General features: G+C 59.9%; 18 protein-coding genes. 12 read left to right on the top strand and 6 right to left on the bottom strand.

Features of this window, described 5'->3' with window-relative positions:
- The first annotated feature begins 119 nt into the window (after positions 1-119).
- From HV796_RS14790 to HV796_RS14775, 4 genes are all read left to right on the top strand, one after another.
- A complete protein-coding gene (locus HV796_RS14790) occupies positions 120-1082 on the top strand; it encodes a GlxA family transcriptional regulator (RefSeq protein ID WP_175227251.1) in 963 nt (320 codons plus the stop codon).
- A 217-nt stretch (positions 1083-1299) separates the two neighbouring features.
- A complete protein-coding gene (locus HV796_RS14785; RefSeq protein ID WP_343052894.1) occupies positions 1300-1662 on the top strand; it encodes a MarR family winged helix-turn-helix transcriptional regulator in 363 nt (120 codons plus the stop codon).
- A gap of 9 nt (positions 1663-1671) precedes the next feature.
- The gene (locus tag HV796_RS14780; protein ID WP_175227249.1) at positions 1672-3183 is read left to right on the top strand and encodes an MDR family MFS transporter; all 1512 of its coding nucleotides are present in this window, start codon (positions 1672-1674) and stop codon (positions 3181-3183) included.
- Positions 3184-3321: 138 nt separating this feature from the next.
- Positions 3322-3825, top strand: a complete 504-nt coding sequence (locus HV796_RS14775) for an RNA polymerase sigma factor (protein ID WP_217477917.1) — start codon at positions 3322-3324, stop codon at positions 3823-3825.
- 18 nt (positions 3826-3843) lie between these two features.
- On the opposite strand, the gene HV796_RS14770 is transcribed toward HV796_RS14775, so the two are convergent.
- Positions 3844-4878 (bottom strand): LysR family transcriptional regulator, encoded by a 1035-nt coding sequence (locus HV796_RS14770; RefSeq protein WP_175227247.1) that lies wholly within the window; start codon positions 4876-4878, stop codon positions 3844-3846.
- 655 nt (positions 4879-5533) lie between these two features.
- On the opposite strand from HV796_RS14770, the gene HV796_RS14765 reads away from it, so the two are divergent.
- The 4 genes from HV796_RS14765 (at position 5534) to HV796_RS14750 (ending at position 9446) form a co-directional block, all read left to right on the top strand.
- Positions 5534-6067, top strand: coding sequence for a DUF2844 domain-containing protein (locus HV796_RS14765; RefSeq protein ID WP_175227246.1), 534 nt, complete (start codon positions 5534-5536; stop codon positions 6065-6067).
- An 11-nt stretch (positions 6068-6078) separates the two neighbouring features.
- The gene (locus HV796_RS14760) at positions 6079-7305 is read left to right on the top strand and encodes a DUF3443 family protein (protein WP_175227245.1); all 1227 of its coding nucleotides are present in this window, start codon (positions 6079-6081) and stop codon (positions 7303-7305) included.
- Between the two features lie 346 nt (positions 7306-7651).
- Positions 7652-8401, top strand: coding sequence for a maleate cis-trans isomerase family protein (locus tag HV796_RS14755; protein ID WP_217477916.1), 750 nt, complete (start codon positions 7652-7654; stop codon positions 8399-8401).
- 253 nt (positions 8402-8654) lie between these two features.
- Complete coding sequence (locus HV796_RS14750) at positions 8655-9446, top strand: SDR family NAD(P)-dependent oxidoreductase (RefSeq protein ID WP_175227243.1); 792 nt, start codon at positions 8655-8657, stop codon at positions 9444-9446.
- An 18-nt stretch (positions 9447-9464) separates the two neighbouring features.
- Here HV796_RS14750 and HV796_RS14745 read toward each other — a convergent pair whose 3' ends face one another.
- Positions 9465-10481, bottom strand: coding sequence for an aliphatic sulfonate ABC transporter substrate-binding protein (locus HV796_RS14745; RefSeq protein WP_175227242.1), 1017 nt, complete (start codon positions 10479-10481; stop codon positions 9465-9467).
- 237 nt (positions 10482-10718) lie between these two features.
- On the opposite strand from HV796_RS14745, the gene HV796_RS14740 reads away from it, so the two are divergent.
- Positions 10719-11699 carry an ABC transporter substrate-binding protein gene (locus tag HV796_RS14740; RefSeq protein ID WP_175227241.1) on the top strand — a complete coding sequence of 327 codons (981 nt, stop codon included), beginning with the start codon at positions 10719-10721 and terminating at the stop codon, positions 11697-11699.
- Between the two features lie 69 nt (positions 11700-11768).
- On the opposite strand, the gene HV796_RS14735 is transcribed toward HV796_RS14740, so the two are convergent.
- From HV796_RS14735 to HV796_RS14720, 4 genes are all read right to left on the bottom strand, one after another.
- Positions 11769-12719: an ABC transporter substrate-binding protein gene (locus HV796_RS14735; protein ID WP_246355867.1), complete on the bottom strand. Its 951-nt coding sequence runs from the start codon at positions 12717-12719 to the stop codon at positions 11769-11771.
- A gap of 29 nt (positions 12720-12748) precedes the next feature.
- Positions 12749-13564 carry a class II aldolase/adducin family protein gene (locus tag HV796_RS14730; RefSeq protein WP_175227240.1) on the bottom strand — a complete coding sequence of 272 codons (816 nt, stop codon included), beginning with the start codon at positions 13562-13564 and terminating at the stop codon, positions 12749-12751.
- Between the two features lie 25 nt (positions 13565-13589).
- The gene (locus HV796_RS14725; RefSeq protein WP_175227239.1) at positions 13590-14666 is read right to left on the bottom strand and encodes an LLM class flavin-dependent oxidoreductase; all 1077 of its coding nucleotides are present in this window, start codon (positions 14664-14666) and stop codon (positions 13590-13592) included.
- Positions 14667-14915: 249 nt separating this feature from the next.
- Positions 14916-15824 carry a LysR substrate-binding domain-containing protein gene (locus HV796_RS14720; protein ID WP_175227238.1) on the bottom strand — a complete coding sequence of 303 codons (909 nt, stop codon included), beginning with the start codon at positions 15822-15824 and terminating at the stop codon, positions 14916-14918.
- Between the two features lie 162 nt (positions 15825-15986).
- On the opposite strand from HV796_RS14720, the gene HV796_RS14715 reads away from it, so the two are divergent.
- The 3 genes from HV796_RS14715 (at position 15987) to HV796_RS14705 (ending at position 19675) form a co-directional block, all read left to right on the top strand.
- Positions 15987-16832 (top strand): class II aldolase/adducin family protein, encoded by an 846-nt coding sequence (locus tag HV796_RS14715; protein WP_175227237.1) that lies wholly within the window; start codon positions 15987-15989, stop codon positions 16830-16832.
- 219 nt (positions 16833-17051) lie between these two features.
- Positions 17052-18593, top strand: coding sequence for a Rieske 2Fe-2S domain-containing protein (locus tag HV796_RS14710; RefSeq protein ID WP_175227236.1), 1542 nt, complete (start codon positions 17052-17054; stop codon positions 18591-18593).
- Positions 18594-18658: 65 nt separating this feature from the next.
- On the top strand, positions 18659-19675 hold the full coding sequence (locus HV796_RS14705) for a PDR/VanB family oxidoreductase (RefSeq protein WP_175227235.1): 1017 nt from the start codon (positions 18659-18661) through the stop codon (positions 19673-19675).
- The last annotated feature ends 69 nt before the right edge of the window (positions 19676-19744 follow it).

The raw sequence follows: 19744 nt of genomic DNA, 5'->3' as shown, positions 1-19744 counted from the left end.
GCCTTGATCGTATTTGATGTCTGGCTAACAGAATGCGTTGACCAGATTGCAACGCAGTCTAGACGGAACCGGCGGCGCGGACTATAGTCGGAAATGACATTAATAGCGTCATTTACGACATGCGACTCGCTATCCTGGTTCTCGACGGAGTGTTCGATACGGGCCTGACAGCACTGCTCGATATCTTCGCTACAGCGAACGAACTGGCCGGCACGGAAGGGCCCGCTTCACGGACCTTCGATGTCAAGCTCGTCGGCATCAAAACACGTGTTCGTACTCATTTGGGGTTTTCGATTGCAGTCGAACCGCTCACCTCGGTTCGCCGGCCGGACTGGATCGTCGTGCCCGCCCTTAATGCAAAACAACCTGAGCGCATCGTCGAAACGCTGGCTCGCCCGGACGTACGCGAGGTGATATCCCATCTTCGCAAGTGGCACGGTAAAGGCATACAAATTGCGGCCGCGTGCGTCGGTACCTTTCTGCTCGCGGAAGCCGGCATCCTGGACAATGGCGAGGCGACCACGACGTGGTCGCTTGCACCGTTCTTCCGGCAGAGCTACCCGGCCGTCAAACTGAACGACTCGCGTATGGTCGTTGCGTCGCATCGGGTGGCGACGGCCGGAGCAATGATGGGCCACATCGATCTGGCGTTCTGGCTGGTGCGTCAGGCGAGTCCCGAACTGGCGACGCTCGTCGCCCGTTTCATGCTTATCGACAAGCGTTCCAGTCAGGGGCAGTACATCATCCCGGACTATCTGGCTCACGCCGATCCGCTGGTTGCCCGGTTCGAGCGATGGGCCCGTGACAATCTCGCTGTCGGATTTTCACTTCAGGAGGCCGCGCGCGCATTGTCCGTGGGAGCGCGGACGTTGCAGCGTCGTACCGAGGCGGTGCTTGGCAAGTCACCGCTGGCGTTTTTCCAGGACCTGCGAGTCGAACGGGCTCAGCATCTGGTCGCGCTCGGCTACGACATCGAAACGGTCTCGAGCGAAGTGGGCTACGCCGATCCCGCGACACTACGGACGCTGTTGCGCCGGCGGCTGGGTCGAGGCGTGCGCGAACTTCGATCCGACAGGGGATGACGGCCTTCGGGGCCGACGTCCGATGTGAAAAGTTGAGCATTCAATCTTGCGCATAAGTGCATATGCATGTATAAAAATAACTTGAGTATTCAAGCGTGGTGTCAAGCGGGTTGTCATTGCAACGACCCGTCACAAGCGGCTCATGCAAAGGGAAACGATGACGGAAAGTGGACATTGCAACGCGACAGCGTTGCGCAGAGCGGTGCGGAAGGTTTCGATGTTCTACGACGCGCACATGGCGCCGTGCGATCTGAAAGCGACACAACGATCCATTCTGACTTACATCGAGCGTGCGGGTTCTCCAACGATGGGCGAACTTGCCGAATATCTCGTGCTGTGCCGAAGTGCGGTCACGCATAACCTTCGTCCTCTGGAGCGGGATGGTTTCGTTTCGGTGAAGCCTGCGCCGCACAACAGGCGAGTAAGAATCGTGCGCCTCACAGCGAAGGGCCGTAAAAAGCTGGAAGAGTCCACCGTCTACTGGCAGACCGCGCAGGACAGGTTTGAAAGCGCATTTGGTAAAAGAACGGCGGCAGATCTTCGCGCTGTCCTCGATGTGATCGGCCGTATCAACTTTTGATAGACCAGCATGCGAAACTCAGTTCCAGCTTTGCAGCGGCGATGGGTGCTTGGCACGATCATGGTGGCGACATTCATGGTGTCGATCGAAGCGACCATCGTGGCGACCGCCATGCCGCGTATCGCCGGCGTACTCGGTGGTTTCAGCTACTACAGCTGGGTGTTCTCCGCCTTTCTGCTGGCACAGTCGGCCACGACGCCCATCTATGGAAAACTGTCCGACATGTTGGGTCGAAGGCCCGTGCTGATCGCGGGTATCTTGTTGTTTCTCGCGGGATCGCTGCTGTGTGGCTTGAGTGGGTCGATGACGTCGTTGATTGCTTTTCGTGTGCTGCAGGGGCTCGGTGCGGGTGCTATCTATCCGGTGGCAATGACGGTCATCGGCGATCTTTACACGATGGAAGAACGAGGCAAGGCGCAAGGGATGATCGCGATCGTCTGGGCGGTATCGGCGGTCGTCGGTCCCCTCGCAGGCGGCATTATCATCGATGGAGTTTCGTGGGCATGGATCTTCTGGGTCAACTTGCCATTCGGTGTGTTGACGATCATCGGTTTCCTGCTCTTTTTGCATGAGACGGTGGAGCCGCGTCGGGTAGGAATTGACTACGCCGGGGCGATTCTTTTCGCGATCGCGATCATCTCGCTGCTGGCGATTTTGACGGAAACTGACGCATCGGGCTGGGTACTCGCGGGTCTCAGCTTTCTGTTTCTCGTGTCTGCAGGACTGTTCGTTTGGCAGGAGCGGCGCGCTGCCGCACCGATCATATCGATAGAATTATGGACGACTCGACTCATTGCGACCAGTAATGCCGCAACGCTACTCGCCGGCATGGCGTTGATCGGACTCACGACTATCCTGCCGATTTACGTGCAAGGTGTTCTCGGCTATTCACCCATCACAGCGGGCATGACTTTGACTGCGCTTGTCGTAGGCTGGCCGCTTGCCGTTATGCTTTCGAGCCGTCTGTTCCAGACGTTCGGTGTCCGTCGCACCGTGCGGGTGGGTAGCCTGGTTTTCCCTTTCGGGGCCGTCTTCCTGTTATTTCTGACGCCGCACAGTCACCCCGCAGTGGCCGGTGTGGCGTCATTCTTAATGGGCTTTGGGATGGGACTTGTGAGCATCACCGGCATCGTCCTGATCCAGGAGAGTGTGGAATGGTCGATGCGCGGAAGCGCAACCGCTTCAATCATCTTTTCGCGCAGCCTGGGTAACACGTTAGGGGCCGCCGCGCTCGGCGCCGTTCTCAATACCGGAATCATGCATTACGGCAAGGGTGAACTCGCTGTAAAACTTCATAGCCTCCTCAACGAGCCGACGGGGATTGCTCAGCTAGCCAGAAACCAGGACGTTCGTGCGGTGTTATTTCACGCCTTGTACTGGAGCTTCTGGGGCGTCGTCGTGGTTGCGGTGCTCGCCGTGGTCAGCTCATGGCTCATTCCCACCTTGGTCAAGCGGAACGATGCGCCGGCCATGAAAAAGACCAGCGTGCTCGCGCGCGATAAGTTAGATGCATACGATTAACCCAATGCGTGCGTTCAATTTTCTACCGTTGGCAAAGACGGATAGCCTGACATGTCTTCCAGACGAACGACGTCATCAGCTGGATATGGGACACCAGCACGGATGCGGCGTTCGCATGGTTATCACAGCCGCTAACCGGTGATTACTTCGCGTTTTACGCGGTATTTGCTGAATCTCGTGAAATACACTAAGCATATCGAACGACTTTGGGTGATCGCCCTATCGCTATCGCCGGACAATGAGGTTGCTGAGTCGCTTCTGCACACTTCACTTGACTGCTGCGTGGAACCAAATGGCACGATCGGTTGCCGGCACGATGAATTCGTGCGTCGCATGACGTCCATTATGGTGTCAGCGGTGCTATCAGACCCAAGACGCTTCGATACCACGTCCAATGGCAGCCCGAACAGTTCAAAGCCATCTTGCAACGAAGATTGTGCGTTATCGCTTCAGATTTTCTTGCGACAGTTGCCCCGCCTGGAACGCGTCGTCTTGACGCTGCGCGAACTCGCGGGATGGGATGTCGGGGACATTGCAGCGCTGATGGGATCGTCGACACAGATGGTGCTTCGCAGGCAGGTCAGCGCCAGACTTGCTATCGGTAGGTGGCTTATGGACAAGGGGCGGCTCGATCCAGTATGAGGGCGTGGCGACCTCTGCTTATTGCGTACCCCAAAAGCGGTTACCTTTCATGGTTATTTGCATGCAAGCTGAGTCGGCACCTTTCAAGGCCGGCATCCTATCGCATGCCTTCCCGGTTCTCAGCCCCATCGGGTGGTCGCGTCGAGACGCTCTGCCTTCAATAAAGTCGCGATGCGGCGTGATTGCTTTCGCGCAATACGTGATGAATGCAGCGATGCGTCCGGATTTGCAAATATCTGGATGAGTCAAAACCCACAGCTCATCGTAGACCTCTGGAACGATAGGGCCGATACGTACGAGGCTGTCCACAAGGTTGCCATGCATGCAAGGCAGAAAGCCGATGCCTATGCCCGCGGAAATCGCCGATGCGATGCCGGCGACTGAGTCGCTGCGGTACACGATGTTGTTGTGCGGAACGCGGTCATTGACGAACGCGAACGCTTTAAGACCAGCCAGCCCTTTGCCATATGAAACCCATTGATGTAGAAAAAGCTGATCCATCATTGGAAATGCACGATCGTAGTCGATTCTTCGTCCGTAAACCGCCCACGCGACAGTCGCGAGCTTGCGTCCGAACAGGTTTTCAGGAGGGGCAACGGTCGTGCGAAAAGCGATATCGGATTCACCGCGTGCAAGATTGAGCGGCCTGTTTCCGACAATCGTTTCGATCCGTACGCCTCGGTGGCGGGTCCGGAAGCCCGCGATGACTGGCGTGAGGAAATCCAGCAATAACGCGTCACTGGTCGTGATGCGCAAGTCGCCTGTGTGGCTTTGCGCATGACCCGACACGCGTCGTACGACGCTGAGGATGTCATTTTCGACACGTGTGGCAAGCTCGATAAAATCGGCGCCCGCGTCCGTCGGGATATAGCCGCTGCGGCGTCGGTCGAACAGCACCGTGCCCAACGTTCGCTCTACGACGGCGAGGCGCCTCGAAACGGTCGAATGATTCAGTTCAAGGGCGGCGGCCGCGGCCGCAAGACTGGCGCTTTCGCCAACTGCCTTGATGACGCGCAAATCGTCCCAGCACAGGGAGGGTAGGGAATCGCTCATGAATGATGGTTCTTCCAACGCGACCCGATGCGAATCGTGATGGCGCATCGAAAACGCGGAAATGGATGTTGCAACGCGCGGCTATTACTCAATACTTTCCAGGTTCTCAGGTTGGCCCGCACAGGTCAAATCGCAGCTTGCCGTCGATACTAAGCCAGATTCAGCGATGATCAAAAACAGTCGGCTATCCGAACTGGATGCCTTTGCGGCCGTCGCAGCTCGAGACGATCAGATCCGGCCATGCCGCGCATGTTGCTGTCTTTATTCCCTTCCGCCATTCGCAAGAAGCACAGCGGTTCTGATGTCCGCATGCTGGGCACACTTGGAACGATCGGCGAAAAGATGACACGCGGCCAGACCCGATACTCAGATGCCCAATCGCAGAGACATAGCCCTCATCAAATTGCGCCGTTATAAGAAAGTCGGTTACGACGCACTATTACTGTAAGGACGGTTTTAAAGAAATATAACCGTATGCGTCCGCAAAGCTTTTCTACTCGCGAGTCAAAGAAAACAAAGCGGTTTCCACAGACAAATTTCAAATTTAGATAATACGTACTCCATCGGCGCTCGCCTGACATGAGCCGGTTGTTATACGAGCTATTCGCGTGCTCTTTTTAGCGCGTAACAACCTAAACGCCATTTGAGAAAGACCATGGAAACAGAAAATAAAGCATTGAAAATGAGGTTCATTGGACTGGCGGTCGTCGTCGGCATCGGCTTTACGGCCAATACGGCCACTGCGACACTGGGCGGCTTTCCGTTGACCGGTGCCAATCCCCATGTCACGTCCAACGTCATGCAAGTCGCTGCGGTAATGAAGGCGACGAAGTCCTCGCAGGCCCCCGCGGCAACCTCTTCAGGGAACGCCGTGTATAGCGTGAATGTGGTCACGCTGAATTCGGGCACCGTCGTGCGCGAATTCGTCGCGACGTCCAGCGGCACGGTATTCGCGGTAGCCTGGTCCGGTCCGTGGCAGCCGAATTTTGTGGACATCCTCGGTCCCTACTCAGAACGCTTTCTGAAGCCTTCAGGCGCTGATGTGATCCGTGCAGGCGGGTTAAGCCAAAGAAGCCTGAGTTCGTCGGACCTGGTTGTTGAGTCGTTTGGCCATTTTGGCCGATTCATCGGCCACGCCTATCTTCCGTCGGCGGTTCCGGTCGGCGTTTCCCTTTCCGAACTCCAATAGTCGAGGGCAACATGAAAAAGCTGCTTGCAATTCTCGCTTTCGTTTTGGCGCTCGCAGGTTGTGGTGGCGGCGGGGGCGGTGATGGCGCCGGTCGTGCGGCTAACCAGGTCCCTGGCGCAAGTCAGGCGGCCAATGCTGTCACGGTGACGGTAGACCGGACATTCGGCTTTGTGAACGCACCGTACGTCACAGTGACCCTCTGCGCGCCAGGTACCGGCAACTGCGCCACGATTGACCATGTGCTGGTCGATACGGGTTCGGCGGGTTTGCGTATTCTGCGCTCGGCGGTGCCGGCTTCGTTAGGCCTTGTCAACAACAAGGACTCGGCACAAGGCAACACCATGGCTGAATGTGTCGAATTTGGTTCCGGCGTTGCATGGGGTCCGATTTCGACGGTCGACCTGAAGATTGCCGGTGAAACGGCTTCATCGTTGCCGATTCAGATTGTCGACGACTCGTTTGCCTCGGTTCCCGCCGATTGCGCAAACGCGGGACCCGATATGGCTGCGAGAGGTGCTTCGTCGTTTGGAGGCAACGGTCTGATTGGCTTGAACGTCATTCGCCACGACTGTGAGACCTCGTGCCAGTTTGCCGCTGCATCGCTTTACTACGATTGCGCTGGGTCGAACTGTACGGGTATCGCTGTGCCGCTTGCCGAGCAGGTCCCCAACCCGGTCACGAAGTTTGCCACGGACAACAACGGTGTGACGTTAAGCTTTCCTGCAGTCGGCGAAGGCGGTCAAGCCTCGGTCTCGGGCGTGATGACGTTTGGTGTCAACACGCAGGGCAACAATATGCTGCCGGCGACCGCGCAGCAGATGACGACAACCGTGTTTGGCGAGGTGGCCACCACTTTCGACGGCCTGCCGATGCCCGGCATCGTTGACTCGGGTTCGGGAGCGTACTTCTTCGTGGATCCGTCCATTAGTCAGTGCCCGTCGAGCTTTTCAAATCAGCCATGGTTCTGTCCTCCCGCGCCTGAAACGATTTCGGCGTCGATGCAAAGCGAGAGTGGCGTGACGCTTGGCATTTCATTCAGCCTGGTCAATGCGGTGTCCGAACTCGGTAATGGTGAGAATGCAGCGCATGCGGGTATCGGTCAGAACATGGGCGTGTTTGGAGCGGGCGAACTGGACCTTGGGATGCCCTACTTCTACGGTAAAAGCATCACGCTCGGCATTCAGGGCAGTGATGACCTCTCGGCAGGCACACCACCGTACTTTGCCATTCAGTCGTAATCAGTCGCTGCTCGTGCGCAGCGCAGCGGCTACGGTCTTGAAGAGTCGCGCGACAACGAGTCCCGGCGGTTTTTTTGATCAATTGCGGCCATCGCGTTTGGCGATGCCTGCGCTGAACATTGACAAGTTTTCAACCGCCCCAGAAACCGGCATGCTACGCCCATAGTCTTCGACTGGCGCGGAGTCCATGATCGACGTGCACCGCGTTCTGTGCGCATCGGGACTCTACGCCGAGAAGGCGGCGCTGTCCTGACGGTCGCCCGGTTCGATATAACGCACTGACATCCGGTCAGGGGCCACTGTTAATTTTGGATACCTAAAGTAATCAACACGTATGGAGATGAAAATGTCTCGAAATTTTCGTATTGGGCAAATCGTTCCGAGTTCGAACACAACCATGGAAACCGAAATTCCTGCCATGTTACGTGCTCGTGAAGTCATCCGCGCCGAGCGATTCACTTTTCATTCGAGCCGGATGAGAATGCACAAGGTCACGAAGGAGGAATTGGCCGCGATGAACAAGGAGGGCCTGCGCTGTGCGGCGGAACTCGCTGACGCTCGTGTTGATGTGATGAGCACGGCATGCCTGGTCGCGATCATGGCGATGGGGCTCGGTTACCATCGGGAAACGGAACGCGAACTGCTGGAAGCCGCTCGTGCGAATCATTGCCTTGCGCCCGTCATGACCTCGGCGGGCGCGTTGATAGACGGTCTGAAGATCCTGGGGGCTCGCCGGATTTCGCTTATGGCGCCGTATATGCGTCCCTTGACTGACCTCGTCGTCGCTTATATCGAGAACGAAGGAATTGAGGTAATCGATTCGATCTGCTTTGAGATCCCCGACAACCTTGAAGTCGGTCTGCGGGATCCGATGCGGCTGATTGAAGATGTTCGTGGCCTGAACACCAAAGGCGCGGACGTGGTGGTGGCGTCCGCGTGCGTCCAGATGCCTTCATTGCCAGCCATTCAGCGTATCGAAGATATGCTCGGAATCCGTACTGTTTCGACTGCGGTATGCACCGTTCGAGGCATGCTGGATCGCCTTGAGCTCGAGCCCGTGGTCCCCGGCGCGGGAGCCTTGCTGGCCGGCGCCTGACGGTCAATGTAGCCGACGGTGTGTCACACCTGATCTGCGCACGGTGGGTGCGTTCATTCGCGTGCCCGATACACCGCTGAATGGCCACGCACAGGGGGCAATCGATGTCGCTCACGACCCTGTTGTACCGGATTCGGCGACCACGGAGGCGTCAATCTCCAGCACAATGAGCGGGTCGGGACTCAGAGCATCGGTAACCTGATCGTCAATCGGTATATTCAGGCCGATGCACAACATCGAACGGAGACGAACAATGGATTCGAATCTGCGTGGAAAAGTTGCGGTGCTGACGGGCGCAAGCGTCGGCATTGGACTGGCGGTCGCGGAAGGGTTCGCTGCCGAAGGCGTGAATCTCGTGCTGGGCGCGCGGCAACGCGAACGGCTCGAACAGGTCGCTGCGGACATTGCGGCGCGTCACGGCGTGCGTGCTGTGCCGGTAACGTGCGATGTGGCGACAATGGACGGCGTCGCCGCGCTGGTCGACGCGGCGAACCAGCAGTTCAACGGCGCCGACATCCTGTTCAACAACGCGGGCACCGGCAGTAACGAGACGATCATGGAAGCGCCCGACGAGAAGTGGCAGGCGTACTGGGACCTGCATGTGATGGCGGCGGTGCGGCTCGCACGCGGCTTCGTGCCGTCGATGAAGCGGCGAGGCGGCGGAGCGATCCTGCATAACGCGTCGATCTGCGCGGTGCAGCCGCTCGGTTACGAGCCGATCTACAACGTGACCAAGGCCGCATTAATGATGTTTTCAAAAAATCTCGCAACCGAGGTCGTCAAAGATAATATCCACGTGAACACGATTAATCCGGGCCTCGTTCTAACGCCCGACTGGGTGAAGACCGCGAAACAGCTTACGCAGGATGCGGGCGGCGATTGGGAAGGTCATCTACAACAGGTGGCCGACGAATTCGCACCGATCCGACGCTTCGCGACACCGGCGGAGCTGGCGGATTTCATCGTGTTTCTGTGCTCGGAACGCGCGAGCTACAGCGTTGGATCGACCTATTTCGTTGACGGTGGGATGTTGCGAACGGTTTAAGTCAGACGAGTGTCCCGGCTACGGTCCAATCGTCTTCGCCTGCTTCGCTGCAAAGTCCCAATAGAGCGCCTGATTCGTTACGACTTCAGCCGGCAGCAATCCGTTGTGGTAGAACGCGTCGGCGATCGTCTGCTGCTCGCTGAAGTTTCGTGCCTCCACTGCGCGTACGGCATAGCTTCTGCGCGCGTTGGCCCGTCCTATTGTCGAGGCGTCGAGTCCCCAGATCGGCGCTAACGTATTCGCTGCGTCCTGAGGGTGTGCGCGCAGCCAGTCGCCTGCTTCCTGTAACTGATCGAACACGATCTGGATGATTTGCGGGTGCGCGTGGGCGAAAGCGCGCGACGCGAGGTAGTAGCGCTGATAGGACGCAAGTCCCGTACCGTCGGCGAGAATGCGTACGTCCGCATTGCGGTCGACGGAGGCCACATACGGGTCCCACGTGATCCATGCGTCGACGCTGCCGCGCTCGAACGCCGCGCGTCCATCGGCGGGTGCCAGGTAACTCGTTTTGACGTCGGCGGGTGTGAGGCCCGCGCGCGCAAGCGCCGCGAGCATCAGATAGTGGCTGCCCGCCGCTTTTGTCACCGCGATGCGCTTGCCCTTCAGATCACCGAGCGAACGAAGTGTGCTGTCGCGCTTGACGATGATCGCCTGTGCACCCGGCGACGGCGCTTCCTGGGCGACATAGACGAAGTTCGCGTGCGCCGCCTGCGCGAAGACCGGGACGGTATCGGCGACGTCGGCGCTGAAGTCCACCGCATCGACGTTTAGCGCTTCCGTCAAAGGCAGACCACTTGAGAATTCGTTCCATGAAATGCGTACACCGAGCGGTGTCAGTGCCTTTTCCAGCGAGCCGTGCGCCTTGAGCAGCGTGATCAGCGTCGAGGACTTCTGATAGCCGATACGCAGCGTGATGGGCGCGGCATTCGGCGCTGGTGTCTGTGCCGGTGTCTGCGTGATACGCGCCACGCCGGCGGCGGCCAGCAGCGAGGCGAGGGCAAGTCGGGTGAAGGTGCGTCGGGTGATCTGCGGCATGGCGTGGATGTCGTTTCTTGTTGCGCAAACGATGGGGCATTGACCAGGTAAGCCGCAATGCTAGCAATCATGACGTGACCTGCGAAACGACAGATTCAACTATCGATTCAACCGATACAGATAAACGAAAGACGCGCTAAACATAGATAAGGCGCCGATATATCCATATCCGAATTGAATCATTCTCACGACGGTCCTTCGCGGCTACGCTTGGCCGAATCTAGACAGCGAGGCTCTATGACTGCTTCCGCCCGGACGTCTTTTCAGATGCGTCGGCGCCTGCTCGCCGCAGGGTCGGTGCTTGCGGCGACGGCTCTCGTAGGTCCGCGCCATGCACGCGCCGCTGACAGCGTGACACTCGTGCTGGGTGACCAGGCCGGTGGAACGCGCGCGCTCGCGGAAGCGGCGAAGGTGCTCGACGGCACGCCTTACGCGTATCGCTGGGCGAACTTCCAGGGCGCGGCGCCGCTCTTCGAAGCACAGCGCGCGGGGGCTGTCGACCTCGCGCCCGCCGGTGATCTGCCGGTGCTCGCGGCGGCAGTGGGTGATCCGTCGCTCAGGATCGTTGCGACACGCGTCGGATCGGGCGCGCAGCTCGGCATTCTGGTTCCCCCGCATTCGAGTATCCAGACAGTCGCGGATCTGAAAGGGCGTACGGTCTTTGTTTCGTCGGCGCGCGGCAGCATTTCGCAATTTCAGCTCTACGGTGCGCTTGCCGAGGCGGGGCTATCAAAAGACGATGTGTCGGTGCGCTTCATTCTTCCTGTCGATGCATTCGCTGCATTCGCGTCCGGTTCGATCGAAGCGTGGGCAACCTTCGATCCTTACTACGGGATCGCCGCGCAGCACGGTGCGCGCGTTCTGCGTGACGGTTCGGGAATCAATAGTGGACTCGGCTTCTTCACGGCGCCGCGCGCAGCGCTCGCGGATCCGCGCAAGCGTGTGGCCATCGCGGATGCGTTGCTGAGGCTGCAACGCGCGGGCGACTGGGCGCTTGCCCATCCGGACGCCTATGCGCAAATCTACGCGACGCTGACGCGCTCGCCACTCGATGCGGCGAGGCAGATCACCCGTCGCGCATCGCTGAAACAGCGCTTTGTGGCGGATGCCGATATCGACGCGCTGCAAAAGGTCGCAGACCGTGCCTCTCGCGACCAGATCCTGCCGCGGCGCATCGACGTGCGCGCCATTACCGATACCCACATCGGCGGCGCATGAGCCGCGCATGCGCGGAGCGCTTCACCCTGTCCATTCAAATACTGACCTTCGAAGTCGCAGGGCGGGACGCTATCGCGGCGCGGTCAGCGGGAACTGCCGGTCGAAACTCGGTGCGACGTCGAGCCGCGTCTTGATCACGTCCGCACGGTGATACAGATCGGCGGTCTTCTGCTGTTCCGCGATCAGGCCGTCGTCGATCGGGACGGGATGCAGTTGCGCGCGCAGATAGACCGTCTTCAGCACCGCAGGCGGAAGACCGGTGACCTTCGATTGCATCGCGGCCGCTTCGTCCGGATGCGATAGCGCCCAGCGCTGACCTGCGGCGACGCGCTTCAGAAAGTCGGCGATTTCCGCGTGTTTTGCGTTGATCGACTGCTCGGTGGCGGCCTGGAAGCTCAGGCCGGAGCTCAGGCTAACGCCGTTCGCGATGCTACGGTCATGATCGAGCTGTTCGCCGAGTGCGACATACGGATCCCACGTCGACCATGCATCGACGTTGCCGGAGGCGAGGGCGGCTTTCGCATCGGCAGGCTGCATGAAACGAAGCGAGACATCCGACAGCGGGATGCCGGCGCGCTCGAGGGTTGCGATCGCCAGATAGTGGCCGATCGAGCCGCGCGTCGTCGCGATGCGCTTGCCTTTCAGGTCGGCGGCGGTCCTGATCGGCGACGCCTCGGGCACGATAATCGCGAGATCGATCGGTGTCGAGCGCGTCGCAGCCACGGCGCGGACCTTGGCGCCGGCCGCATACGCGAAGATCAACGGCGCGTCGCCGAGTCCGCCGATATCGATCGCACCCGCGTTCAATGCTTCGCCGAGCGGCTGCGCCGCCGGGAAGTTGAACCACTCGATCTTGTACGGTACGTCTTTCAATTGCCCCGACGCTTCGAGGATGCCGCGCGTCTGGAGTTGCTGGTCGCCCACTTTCAGCGCGACGGTGTCGGCGTGAGCGGCGAGCTGGGTGGCAGACGCGGCGATGAGCAGCGAACGGACGAACAGGCGAGACAGGGTACGGGTCATGACGAAGCGTCGTAGTTTATGCCGCGCCATCAGTCGAGCAGATCCGGTTCAGTCTCAGCGAGGCCCTCGTACACGCTCTCGAACGCGTGCTGGGCGCTTCCCGGGCGGCCCACCTGCTGATGCGTCAATGTCGCGACGTCGTGCGGAATTGGCTGCGGCGCGCCTGCTGCCTGCGCGAGCAGTTGCGCATGGCACGCGTTGTCGAGCGCGACGTACCACCAGGCGGCCGCCTCCACGCTTGGTCCCACTGTTAGGATGCCGTGGTTCTTCAATATCACGGCCTTGTGCGTGCCGAGTGCGTCGGCGATGCGTGCGCCCTCGGTCGTGTCGAGTACAACGCCGCGGAAGTCGTCGAAGAGCGCGTGATCCTCGTAGAACGAACACGCATCCTGCGTCAGCGGATCGAGCTTGCGGCCTAGCGTCGACCATGCCTTGCCATACAGCGAATGCGTATGCGCGGCGGCGACGACGTCGGGCCGCGCTTCATGAACCGCCGCATGAATCGCGAAGGCAGCCTGATTGACCGGCCCGTCGCCGACGACGATTTCGCCGTGCCGGTTGACGAGTAGCAAGTCCGACACGCGTATCCGGCCGAAATGCCGGCCGAGCGGATTGACCCAGAAGTGATCGGTCCATTCGGGGTCGCGTGCGGTGATGTGGCCGGCGAGTCCCTGCGCGAATCCATATTTTGCGAACAGACGAAAAGCGCCCGCCAGACGCTGCCGCCGGTGCAGGCGCTCTTCGGCGAGCGTCCGCCGCGGCGCGGTGTCGTCGTCGAACCAGAACTTGCGGACAGGCGCTTCGCGTAGCGCGAACGTAGGGTCGGGGCGAAGTGTGTTGTTCATGAGGTCGTGGCGTCCGTAGCCGGAATCAGGCAGCGTGGCGCGCGCGTGCAGTCAGCTCGCGCGTGGCGGGAATCAGCTCGCGGCCATAATCGAGCGCATCTTCGAGCGGATCGAAGCCGCGAATCAGGAACGTCGTTACGCCGAGCGCGTGGTACTCGGCGAGCGTCTGCGCGACCTGCGCCGGTGTACCGACCAGCGCCGTCGAATTCGAGCGACCGCCGATTTCCTTCGCGACCGCGGTCCACAAACGCTCGTCGGCGCGCACGCCGTCGCCGGCCGCTGCAAGCAGGCGCCGCGCGCCCTCGCTCTGTTGCGGGCCGCCGCGCGAGAAGCCCTGTTCCACACGCAGGCGGCGGGTTGTTTCGAGAATATGTTCGGCCCGTTCCCACGCGGCCTTTTCGGTCGACGCGAGGATCGGTCGGAACGACACCGAGAACCGCACCGTGCGGCCATGCTTCGCCGCTTCGGCGCGCACCCGTGTCAGTTGCTCGTGCACCTGCTGCTTCGACTCGCCCCATAGCGCATATACGTCGGCGTGTTTGCCGGCGACGGCGAGCGCCGCCGCGGACGCGCCACCGAAATAGATCGGCACATGGGGCGTCTGTTTTGGCTTGACTTCCGAAAAGGCCTTTTCGACGCGATAGAAGCGTCCATCATGATCGAACGGCCGATCTTCCGTCCATACGCGGCGCAGGATCTGCAAATACTCGTCGGTGCGCGCGTAGCGCTCGTCATGGGTCACGAAATCACCGTCGCGTCGCTGGTCTTCATCGCTGCCGCCGGAAATGAAATGCACGGCAAGTCGACCTCCTGAGAAATGGTCGAGCGTGGCGATCTGCCGGGCAGCGAGCGTCGGTGCGACGAAACCGGGACGGTGCGCAAGCATGAAGTGAACGTGTGACGTGACGCTTGCCGCATACGCGATCGTGATGGTCGCGTCGGGGCTGGTCGAACTGTGCGGCACGAGAATACGGTTGAAGCCTGCGGTTTCGTGTGCTTGCGCGAAGCGGCGCACATAGTCGGTGTCGATCGCAGGCCCTTGTGGGAGATGCGTTTCAGAAATCTTGCGCTGCTGGATCATGCCGATGAATTCGACGCTCACGTGATCTCCTTGCGGACCAGGCCGCTTCGACAGATGGGGTGGTGCCAACGCAGACGTGGGACGGCGTGCCGGCAGGTCTGCAAATCGAATCGAGCCTATCACCAGGCGACGTGAGAACTAAATGGCGAATTCAAATAAGGATATCGGTGCTTTGGGTTACCGCGAGCTGCCTGTGTCTTGCCCGTCCGTGCACGCATGCGGTGCATCCGCATCGGCAACACGGGTGTGTGTCACGCCTGTGTCCTTGAGCTATGAGGGGGCGAAATCGGGGGCGATGCCCGCCTCGCCGAATAGCCATTTGCGAAACCGCCTGACCTTGTCGACATTGCGCTCGTTGGCCCGGTAAGAGAAGAAATGGGTCTCGCGTGCGAGCGGTTTGAATACGTCGGCGCCCAACTCGACCAGGTCGCCTTGCGCCAACTCGCGTTCCGCCAGCCGCGTGCTTTCAAGCGCGACGCCCATGCCGTCGACCGCCGCGGAGAGTACCAATGCGGCGCGATCGAATGACGGCCGAGGTCTTGCCGGCAGCGGAATGCCGTTGTGCGCAAACCAGTCTGGCCATGTAATGCGGCTCAATTGTGAGTCGATCAGCGTCAGTTCACCGATGAGCCTGTCCGCTCCTATGCCATCGCGCAACAGCGACGGCGCGCATAACGGCACGATGCGTTCGGCGCCTAGCGGGACCGTGATAACACCGGGGCGCTCCTGCGCAAATCCATAAGAGATCGTTGCGTCGATCTCTCTCGCGCGCGTCATGTCGATCGGCTCCGCGCCCGACGAAAAGCGGATGGTGATGTCGGGGTGCGTGTTCATGAATTGTGGCAGGCGCGGCCCGAGCCATTTGGCCGCAAAGCTGGGGGCGCTGTGCAATACCAGCACCTGTGCGGTCGGCGAAAGCGCGACCTCATTGCACGCGGCTTCGATCACGTCGAATACGCGCCCAAGACTCTCCTGCAGCCGCGCGCCTTCCGGCGTGACTTCCACCCTGCGGTTACGGCGGATGAGCAGCAGCCGGCCGAAATAGTCCTCAAGCTCCTTTACCTGATGGCTGATCGCCGACTGCGTCAGATGCAGTTCTTCAGCGGCGAGCGTGAAGCTTTGCAGCCGTGCGGTTGCCTCGAACGCACGTAGCAGAACGAAGTTAGGGATCCGTCTCATGCCACGTCCTATGTATGAATGAGGTTCATCTTTCTATGAACAGTGATCGTTTGTCAATTGACGCCTGTGCCGCGACCATTTACGCATCGGCAGGTGATTCAACCTCGAGGCGCCGCGTGCGTGTATGCGCGGCCTTCATCTGTCAACTCAAAGGAGCATGTCATGGCCACTGCCATCATTGACGACAAACTGGAGTCGATCGTCAAGCCGGGCAAGATTTCGATCTATCAGCCCGATCAGGAAGGTCTGATCTATCCGGAACTGCCCGCTTTCAGAACGGCTGCGGAGCACCGGCAGTACCTCAAGGAGCATCTGGTCGGCGCATGCCGGGCATTTGCGTTGCGAGGATTCGATTATGGCTTTGCCGGTCACCTGACAGTGCGCGACCCGGAGAACCCGTCGCTGTACTGGACCAACCCGATGGCCATCCACTTCTCGCAGGTCAAGGTGTCGAACCTGATCTGCGCGGACCATCAGGGCCATGTCGTCGAAGGCAACCATGCGATCAACTGCGCGGGTTTCGTGCTGCATGCCGCGGTGCACGAAATGCACCCGGACATTGTCGCGATGTGCCACGCGCATACCGTTTACGGCACGGCGTTCGCATCGCTCGGCAAGCCGCTTGCACCGATCAGCCAGGATGCCGCGGCATTCTATGAAGATCATGTCGTGATTGGCGACGAGGCGGGCAAGGTCGCCGTCGAAGTGAAGGGAGGCAACCGCGTTGCTCACGCTTTCTCAGGCGTCAAGGCGGCGATTCATCAGAACCACGGACTCCTGACTGCAAGCCGGCACAGCATTGATTCGGCGGCGTTCTGGTTCATCGCACTCGAACGCTGCTGCCAGCAGCAACTGATGATCGAAGCGACCGGCGCGACGCCGAGGCTTGTCGCACGTGAACGTGCGCGCTACAGCCGCGAACATGTCGGCAGCGAATACATTGGGTGGCTGCATTTCCAGACTATCTGGAATGATCTGGTCGCGACACAGCATGACATGTTCGATTGAGCGACGGTGGCGGATGAGCCCTCATATCGTGCCGATGCGCGGCTTCATCTGTCAGGCCGGGCGGTGTTCGCCCGTGTGGTCGCCCAGCACCTCGCCGATTCGCCGCACAAGATTCTCACTGGCCATTTTCGTATGGTGTTTGTAGACGGAGTTCCGAGTACCAAAAACAGACTGGGTTGCGTGCCGAAACGCCCCTATCAATCGCTGGAGATGGAAGTCATGAGCGTGAAATCAGACAAGCTGGAAGATCAGAAGAGCGCCGGCGGTGCGCCAGTTGCAAAGAAATTGATTCCATATGGCGGTTACTACACGAACAAGGTGCCCGGTCATGACCCGGAGCTCACCGAAACCGGTCCAGGCACGCCGCTGGGCGAATTCATGCGTGCGTTCTGGCACCCTGTTTGCATGTCGATCGAGCTGACCGATACACCTCGTTTCCTGAAGATTCTGGGCGAAGAGCTCGTTGCGTTCCGCGACGGAAGCGGCCGGGTCGGCGTGCTGCATGCGCATTGTGTGCACCGCGGCGCGTCGCTTGAGTACGGCGCCATCATGGAGCACGGCATTCGCTGCTGCTATCACGGCATGGTGTTCGACGTGGACGGCACGTGCCTTCACGTGCCCTTTCCGAAGGGCGAGGAAAGGGAAGCGCAGCGGTATGCCTGTTCAATCCGTCAGGGCGCGTACAAGGCGGTCGAGCGCAATGGTCTCGTTTTCGCGTATATGGGACCGCCCGAAACGGAGCCGCCGTTTCCCGAATGGGAAGGCGATTTCACGGTGCTGCCCGGTGACGAGCTTGTGCCGTACAGCAACTTCCAGCATTGCAACTGGCTCCAGGTGCAGGACAACGCCGCGGATAACTACCACCCCACTGCGTTGCATGCGGGCAAGAACGTCGTCAATGAGCGTTACCAGGGCACGACGTTCGACGAAGTCGGCGCTGCGTCGATGGAAGTCGCCCCGGACATGCACTTCGTGCCTGTGCAGCAGGGACGCAGCCTTGCGTGCGCGGGCGCGCGCCGCGTCGACAAGGACCGGTTGTTTGTGCGGGTCCAGCATCAGGTGTTGCCGAATCTGAGCCTGCACGCTTATACATCCGAAGACGGTTCGCAGAAGAAGTTGTTCAGCCGCTTTCACATCATCCGCTGGACGGTGCCCGTTGACGATGAAAATAGCAAGATGATCGGCTGGCGTGTGATGGGTCCGGGAATCGATACGCGCGGTGTCGGCGACAAGTCGCTGGTCGGCTACGAGTCGATTGACTTTCTCGAAGGCCAGGTGGCGATGCGCCGACCCGAGCGCTTCGGCAAATACAAACTCGAAGACGTTCCGCCGATTCCGCCGAATCATCGCGAGCGCGAGCACTACAAGGACGCGCAATACGCGCCCGGCGACTATGAGGCGATCATCAGCCAGCGGCCGATCGCCGTGCACGCGCTCGAGCATCCGACACGCTTTGATGCGGGGCTGTTCCAGTTTCGCAAGATGTTGCGCGATGCCGTGAGAGGTACGAACCCGGCTGCGTCCGCACGGGCGTTTGCCGAGTGGTTCCGTGAACGGGGCGGGGCGCCTAACAGCTACTGCTCAGGAAACGTCTTCGAGATCGCCGAGGGCGAAACCGTCGAAGAGGAGGTGCGGCGTCGACGCATGGTGACGAAGCGGCTCATCGACATCCTGAATCAGGCGGAAAGCATGCAGGGCAACGAGCGCGACACGTTTGTGCGCAACAGCTTCGAGGAACTCGAGCAATCGATGAAGCGCTGAACTCCGTGCATGCGGGCGCTGAACCTCAAACCCGTTGCACGCCGTTGACGCCGGGAAACATCACCATGGAAACCATCGGGATATCGCCAAAACCAGACGATCAGTCACTGCACCTGCTGGTTCGGCAGATCCGCTTCGAAGGCAAAGGCATCAACTCGTATGAACTCGTCGACCCATGCGGCGCTAATCTCCCGCCGTTCGACGCGGGCTCTCACATCGACATTCATCTCGGTGGCGGGTTGATTCGCCAGTACTCGCTTTGCAATTCACCGGAGGATGAGAAGCGCTATGTGATTGCGGTGCTCAAGGATGAGAAAGGACGAGGTGGATCAAAAGCCGTTCACGAAAAGCTGCGTGTTCAGGACATCGTGCGCGTCAGCCGGCCACGTAATCGTTTCCCGCTCGCCGCGGACGCCGAGAAAGTGATCCTGCTAGCGGGTGGCATCGGCGTAACGCCGCTCAAGTCGATGGCACACGCGCTCGAAGCGCAAGGCGTGAACTACGAGCTCCACTATTGCGCACGTGACGCCGGTTGCACAGCGTTCAACGCCGAATTGGCGTCGCTCGCCGAAAGCGGCCATTTGCACTATCACTTCGACGGTGGAAGTGAACAGGGTCGTCTCGACATCGGTCGCCTGCTGACGAATCCGTCTCATGGCCAACATGTCTACTACTGCGGACCTGCCGGGTTCATGCAGGCGTGCGCGGAGGCGACCAGCCACTGGCCAAAGGGCAGCGTTCATTTCGAGCACTTCAAAGCGCCGGAAAGACCGCCCGCCTCACGGCGGCGCGACGATGAATTGTCATTGGGCACCGCGTCTGATTCGTTCGAGGTCGTGCTCGCAAAAAGCGGCCGAATCATTCCGGTCGGGTCTGGGCAAAGCATTGCGGACGCACTCAACGAAGCGGGCACCACTGTTCCCACGTCGTGTTGTGCGGGTTTGTGCGCAACATGCAAGGTTCGTTACCTCGAGGGCGAGGTCGAACACAAGGACTTCATTCTTAGCGACGACGAACGAGCTGATCAGCTGACGGTCTGCGTATCGCGCGCAAAGAGTTGCCGGATCGTGCTCGATCTATAGGTTCCTGACGACCAGACTAATCAGTACCGCTATTCGCCGGACAGGCGTCCGCCACGTATCACGTGCAGA

This window comes from Paraburkholderia humisilvae, assembly GCF_902859855.1.
Lineage (GTDB): Bacteria > Pseudomonadota > Gammaproteobacteria > Burkholderiales > Burkholderiaceae > Paraburkholderia > Paraburkholderia humisilvae.
Note: the sequence above shows the minus strand (reverse complement) of the source record. Positions and strands in the feature narration are given on the sequence as shown.

What these genes read in the sequence shown, in the direction of transcription:
- HV796_RS14735 (WP_246355867.1), bottom strand. Translation starts at nt 12,719, where the DNA reads ATGACCCGTACCCTGTCTCGCCTGTTCGTCCGTTCGCTGCTCATCGCC.
- HV796_RS14790 (WP_175227251.1), top strand. Translation starts at nt 120, where the DNA reads ATGCGACTCGCTATCCTGGTTCTCGACGGAGTGTTCGATACGGGCCTG.
- HV796_RS14720 (WP_175227238.1), bottom strand. Translation starts at nt 15,824, where the DNA reads ATGAGACGGATCCCTAACTTCGTTCTGCTACGTGCGTTCGAGGCAACC.
- HV796_RS14765 (WP_175227246.1), top strand. Translation starts at nt 5,534, where the DNA reads ATGGAAACAGAAAATAAAGCATTGAAAATGAGGTTCATTGGACTGGCG.
- HV796_RS14770 (WP_175227247.1), bottom strand. Translation starts at nt 4,878, where the DNA reads ATGAGCGATTCCCTACCCTCCCTGTGCTGGGACGATTTGCGCGTCATC.
- HV796_RS14710 (WP_175227236.1), top strand. Translation starts at nt 17,052, where the DNA reads ATGAGCGTGAAATCAGACAAGCTGGAAGATCAGAAGAGCGCCGGCGGT.
- HV796_RS14785 (WP_343052894.1), top strand. Translation starts at nt 1,300, where the DNA reads ATGTTCTACGACGCGCACATGGCGCCGTGCGATCTGAAAGCGACACAA.
- HV796_RS14750 (WP_175227243.1), top strand. Translation starts at nt 8,655, where the DNA reads ATGGATTCGAATCTGCGTGGAAAAGTTGCGGTGCTGACGGGCGCAAGC.
- HV796_RS14715 (WP_175227237.1), top strand. Translation starts at nt 15,987, where the DNA reads ATGGCCACTGCCATCATTGACGACAAACTGGAGTCGATCGTCAAGCCG.
- HV796_RS14740 (WP_175227241.1), top strand. Translation starts at nt 10,719, where the DNA reads ATGACTGCTTCCGCCCGGACGTCTTTTCAGATGCGTCGGCGCCTGCTC.
- HV796_RS14780 (WP_175227249.1), top strand. Translation starts at nt 1,672, where the DNA reads ATGCGAAACTCAGTTCCAGCTTTGCAGCGGCGATGGGTGCTTGGCACG.
- HV796_RS14755 (WP_217477916.1), top strand. Translation starts at nt 7,652, where the DNA reads ATGTCTCGAAATTTTCGTATTGGGCAAATCGTTCCGAGTTCGAACACA.
- HV796_RS14745 (WP_175227242.1), bottom strand. Translation starts at nt 10,481, where the DNA reads ATGCCGCAGATCACCCGACGCACCTTCACCCGACTTGCCCTCGCCTCG.
- HV796_RS14760 (WP_175227245.1), top strand. Translation starts at nt 6,079, where the DNA reads ATGAAAAAGCTGCTTGCAATTCTCGCTTTCGTTTTGGCGCTCGCAGGT.
- HV796_RS14730 (WP_175227240.1), bottom strand. Translation starts at nt 13,564, where the DNA reads ATGAACAACACACTTCGCCCCGACCCTACGTTCGCGCTACGCGAAGCG.
- HV796_RS14705 (WP_175227235.1), top strand. Translation starts at nt 18,659, where the DNA reads ATGGAAACCATCGGGATATCGCCAAAACCAGACGATCAGTCACTGCAC.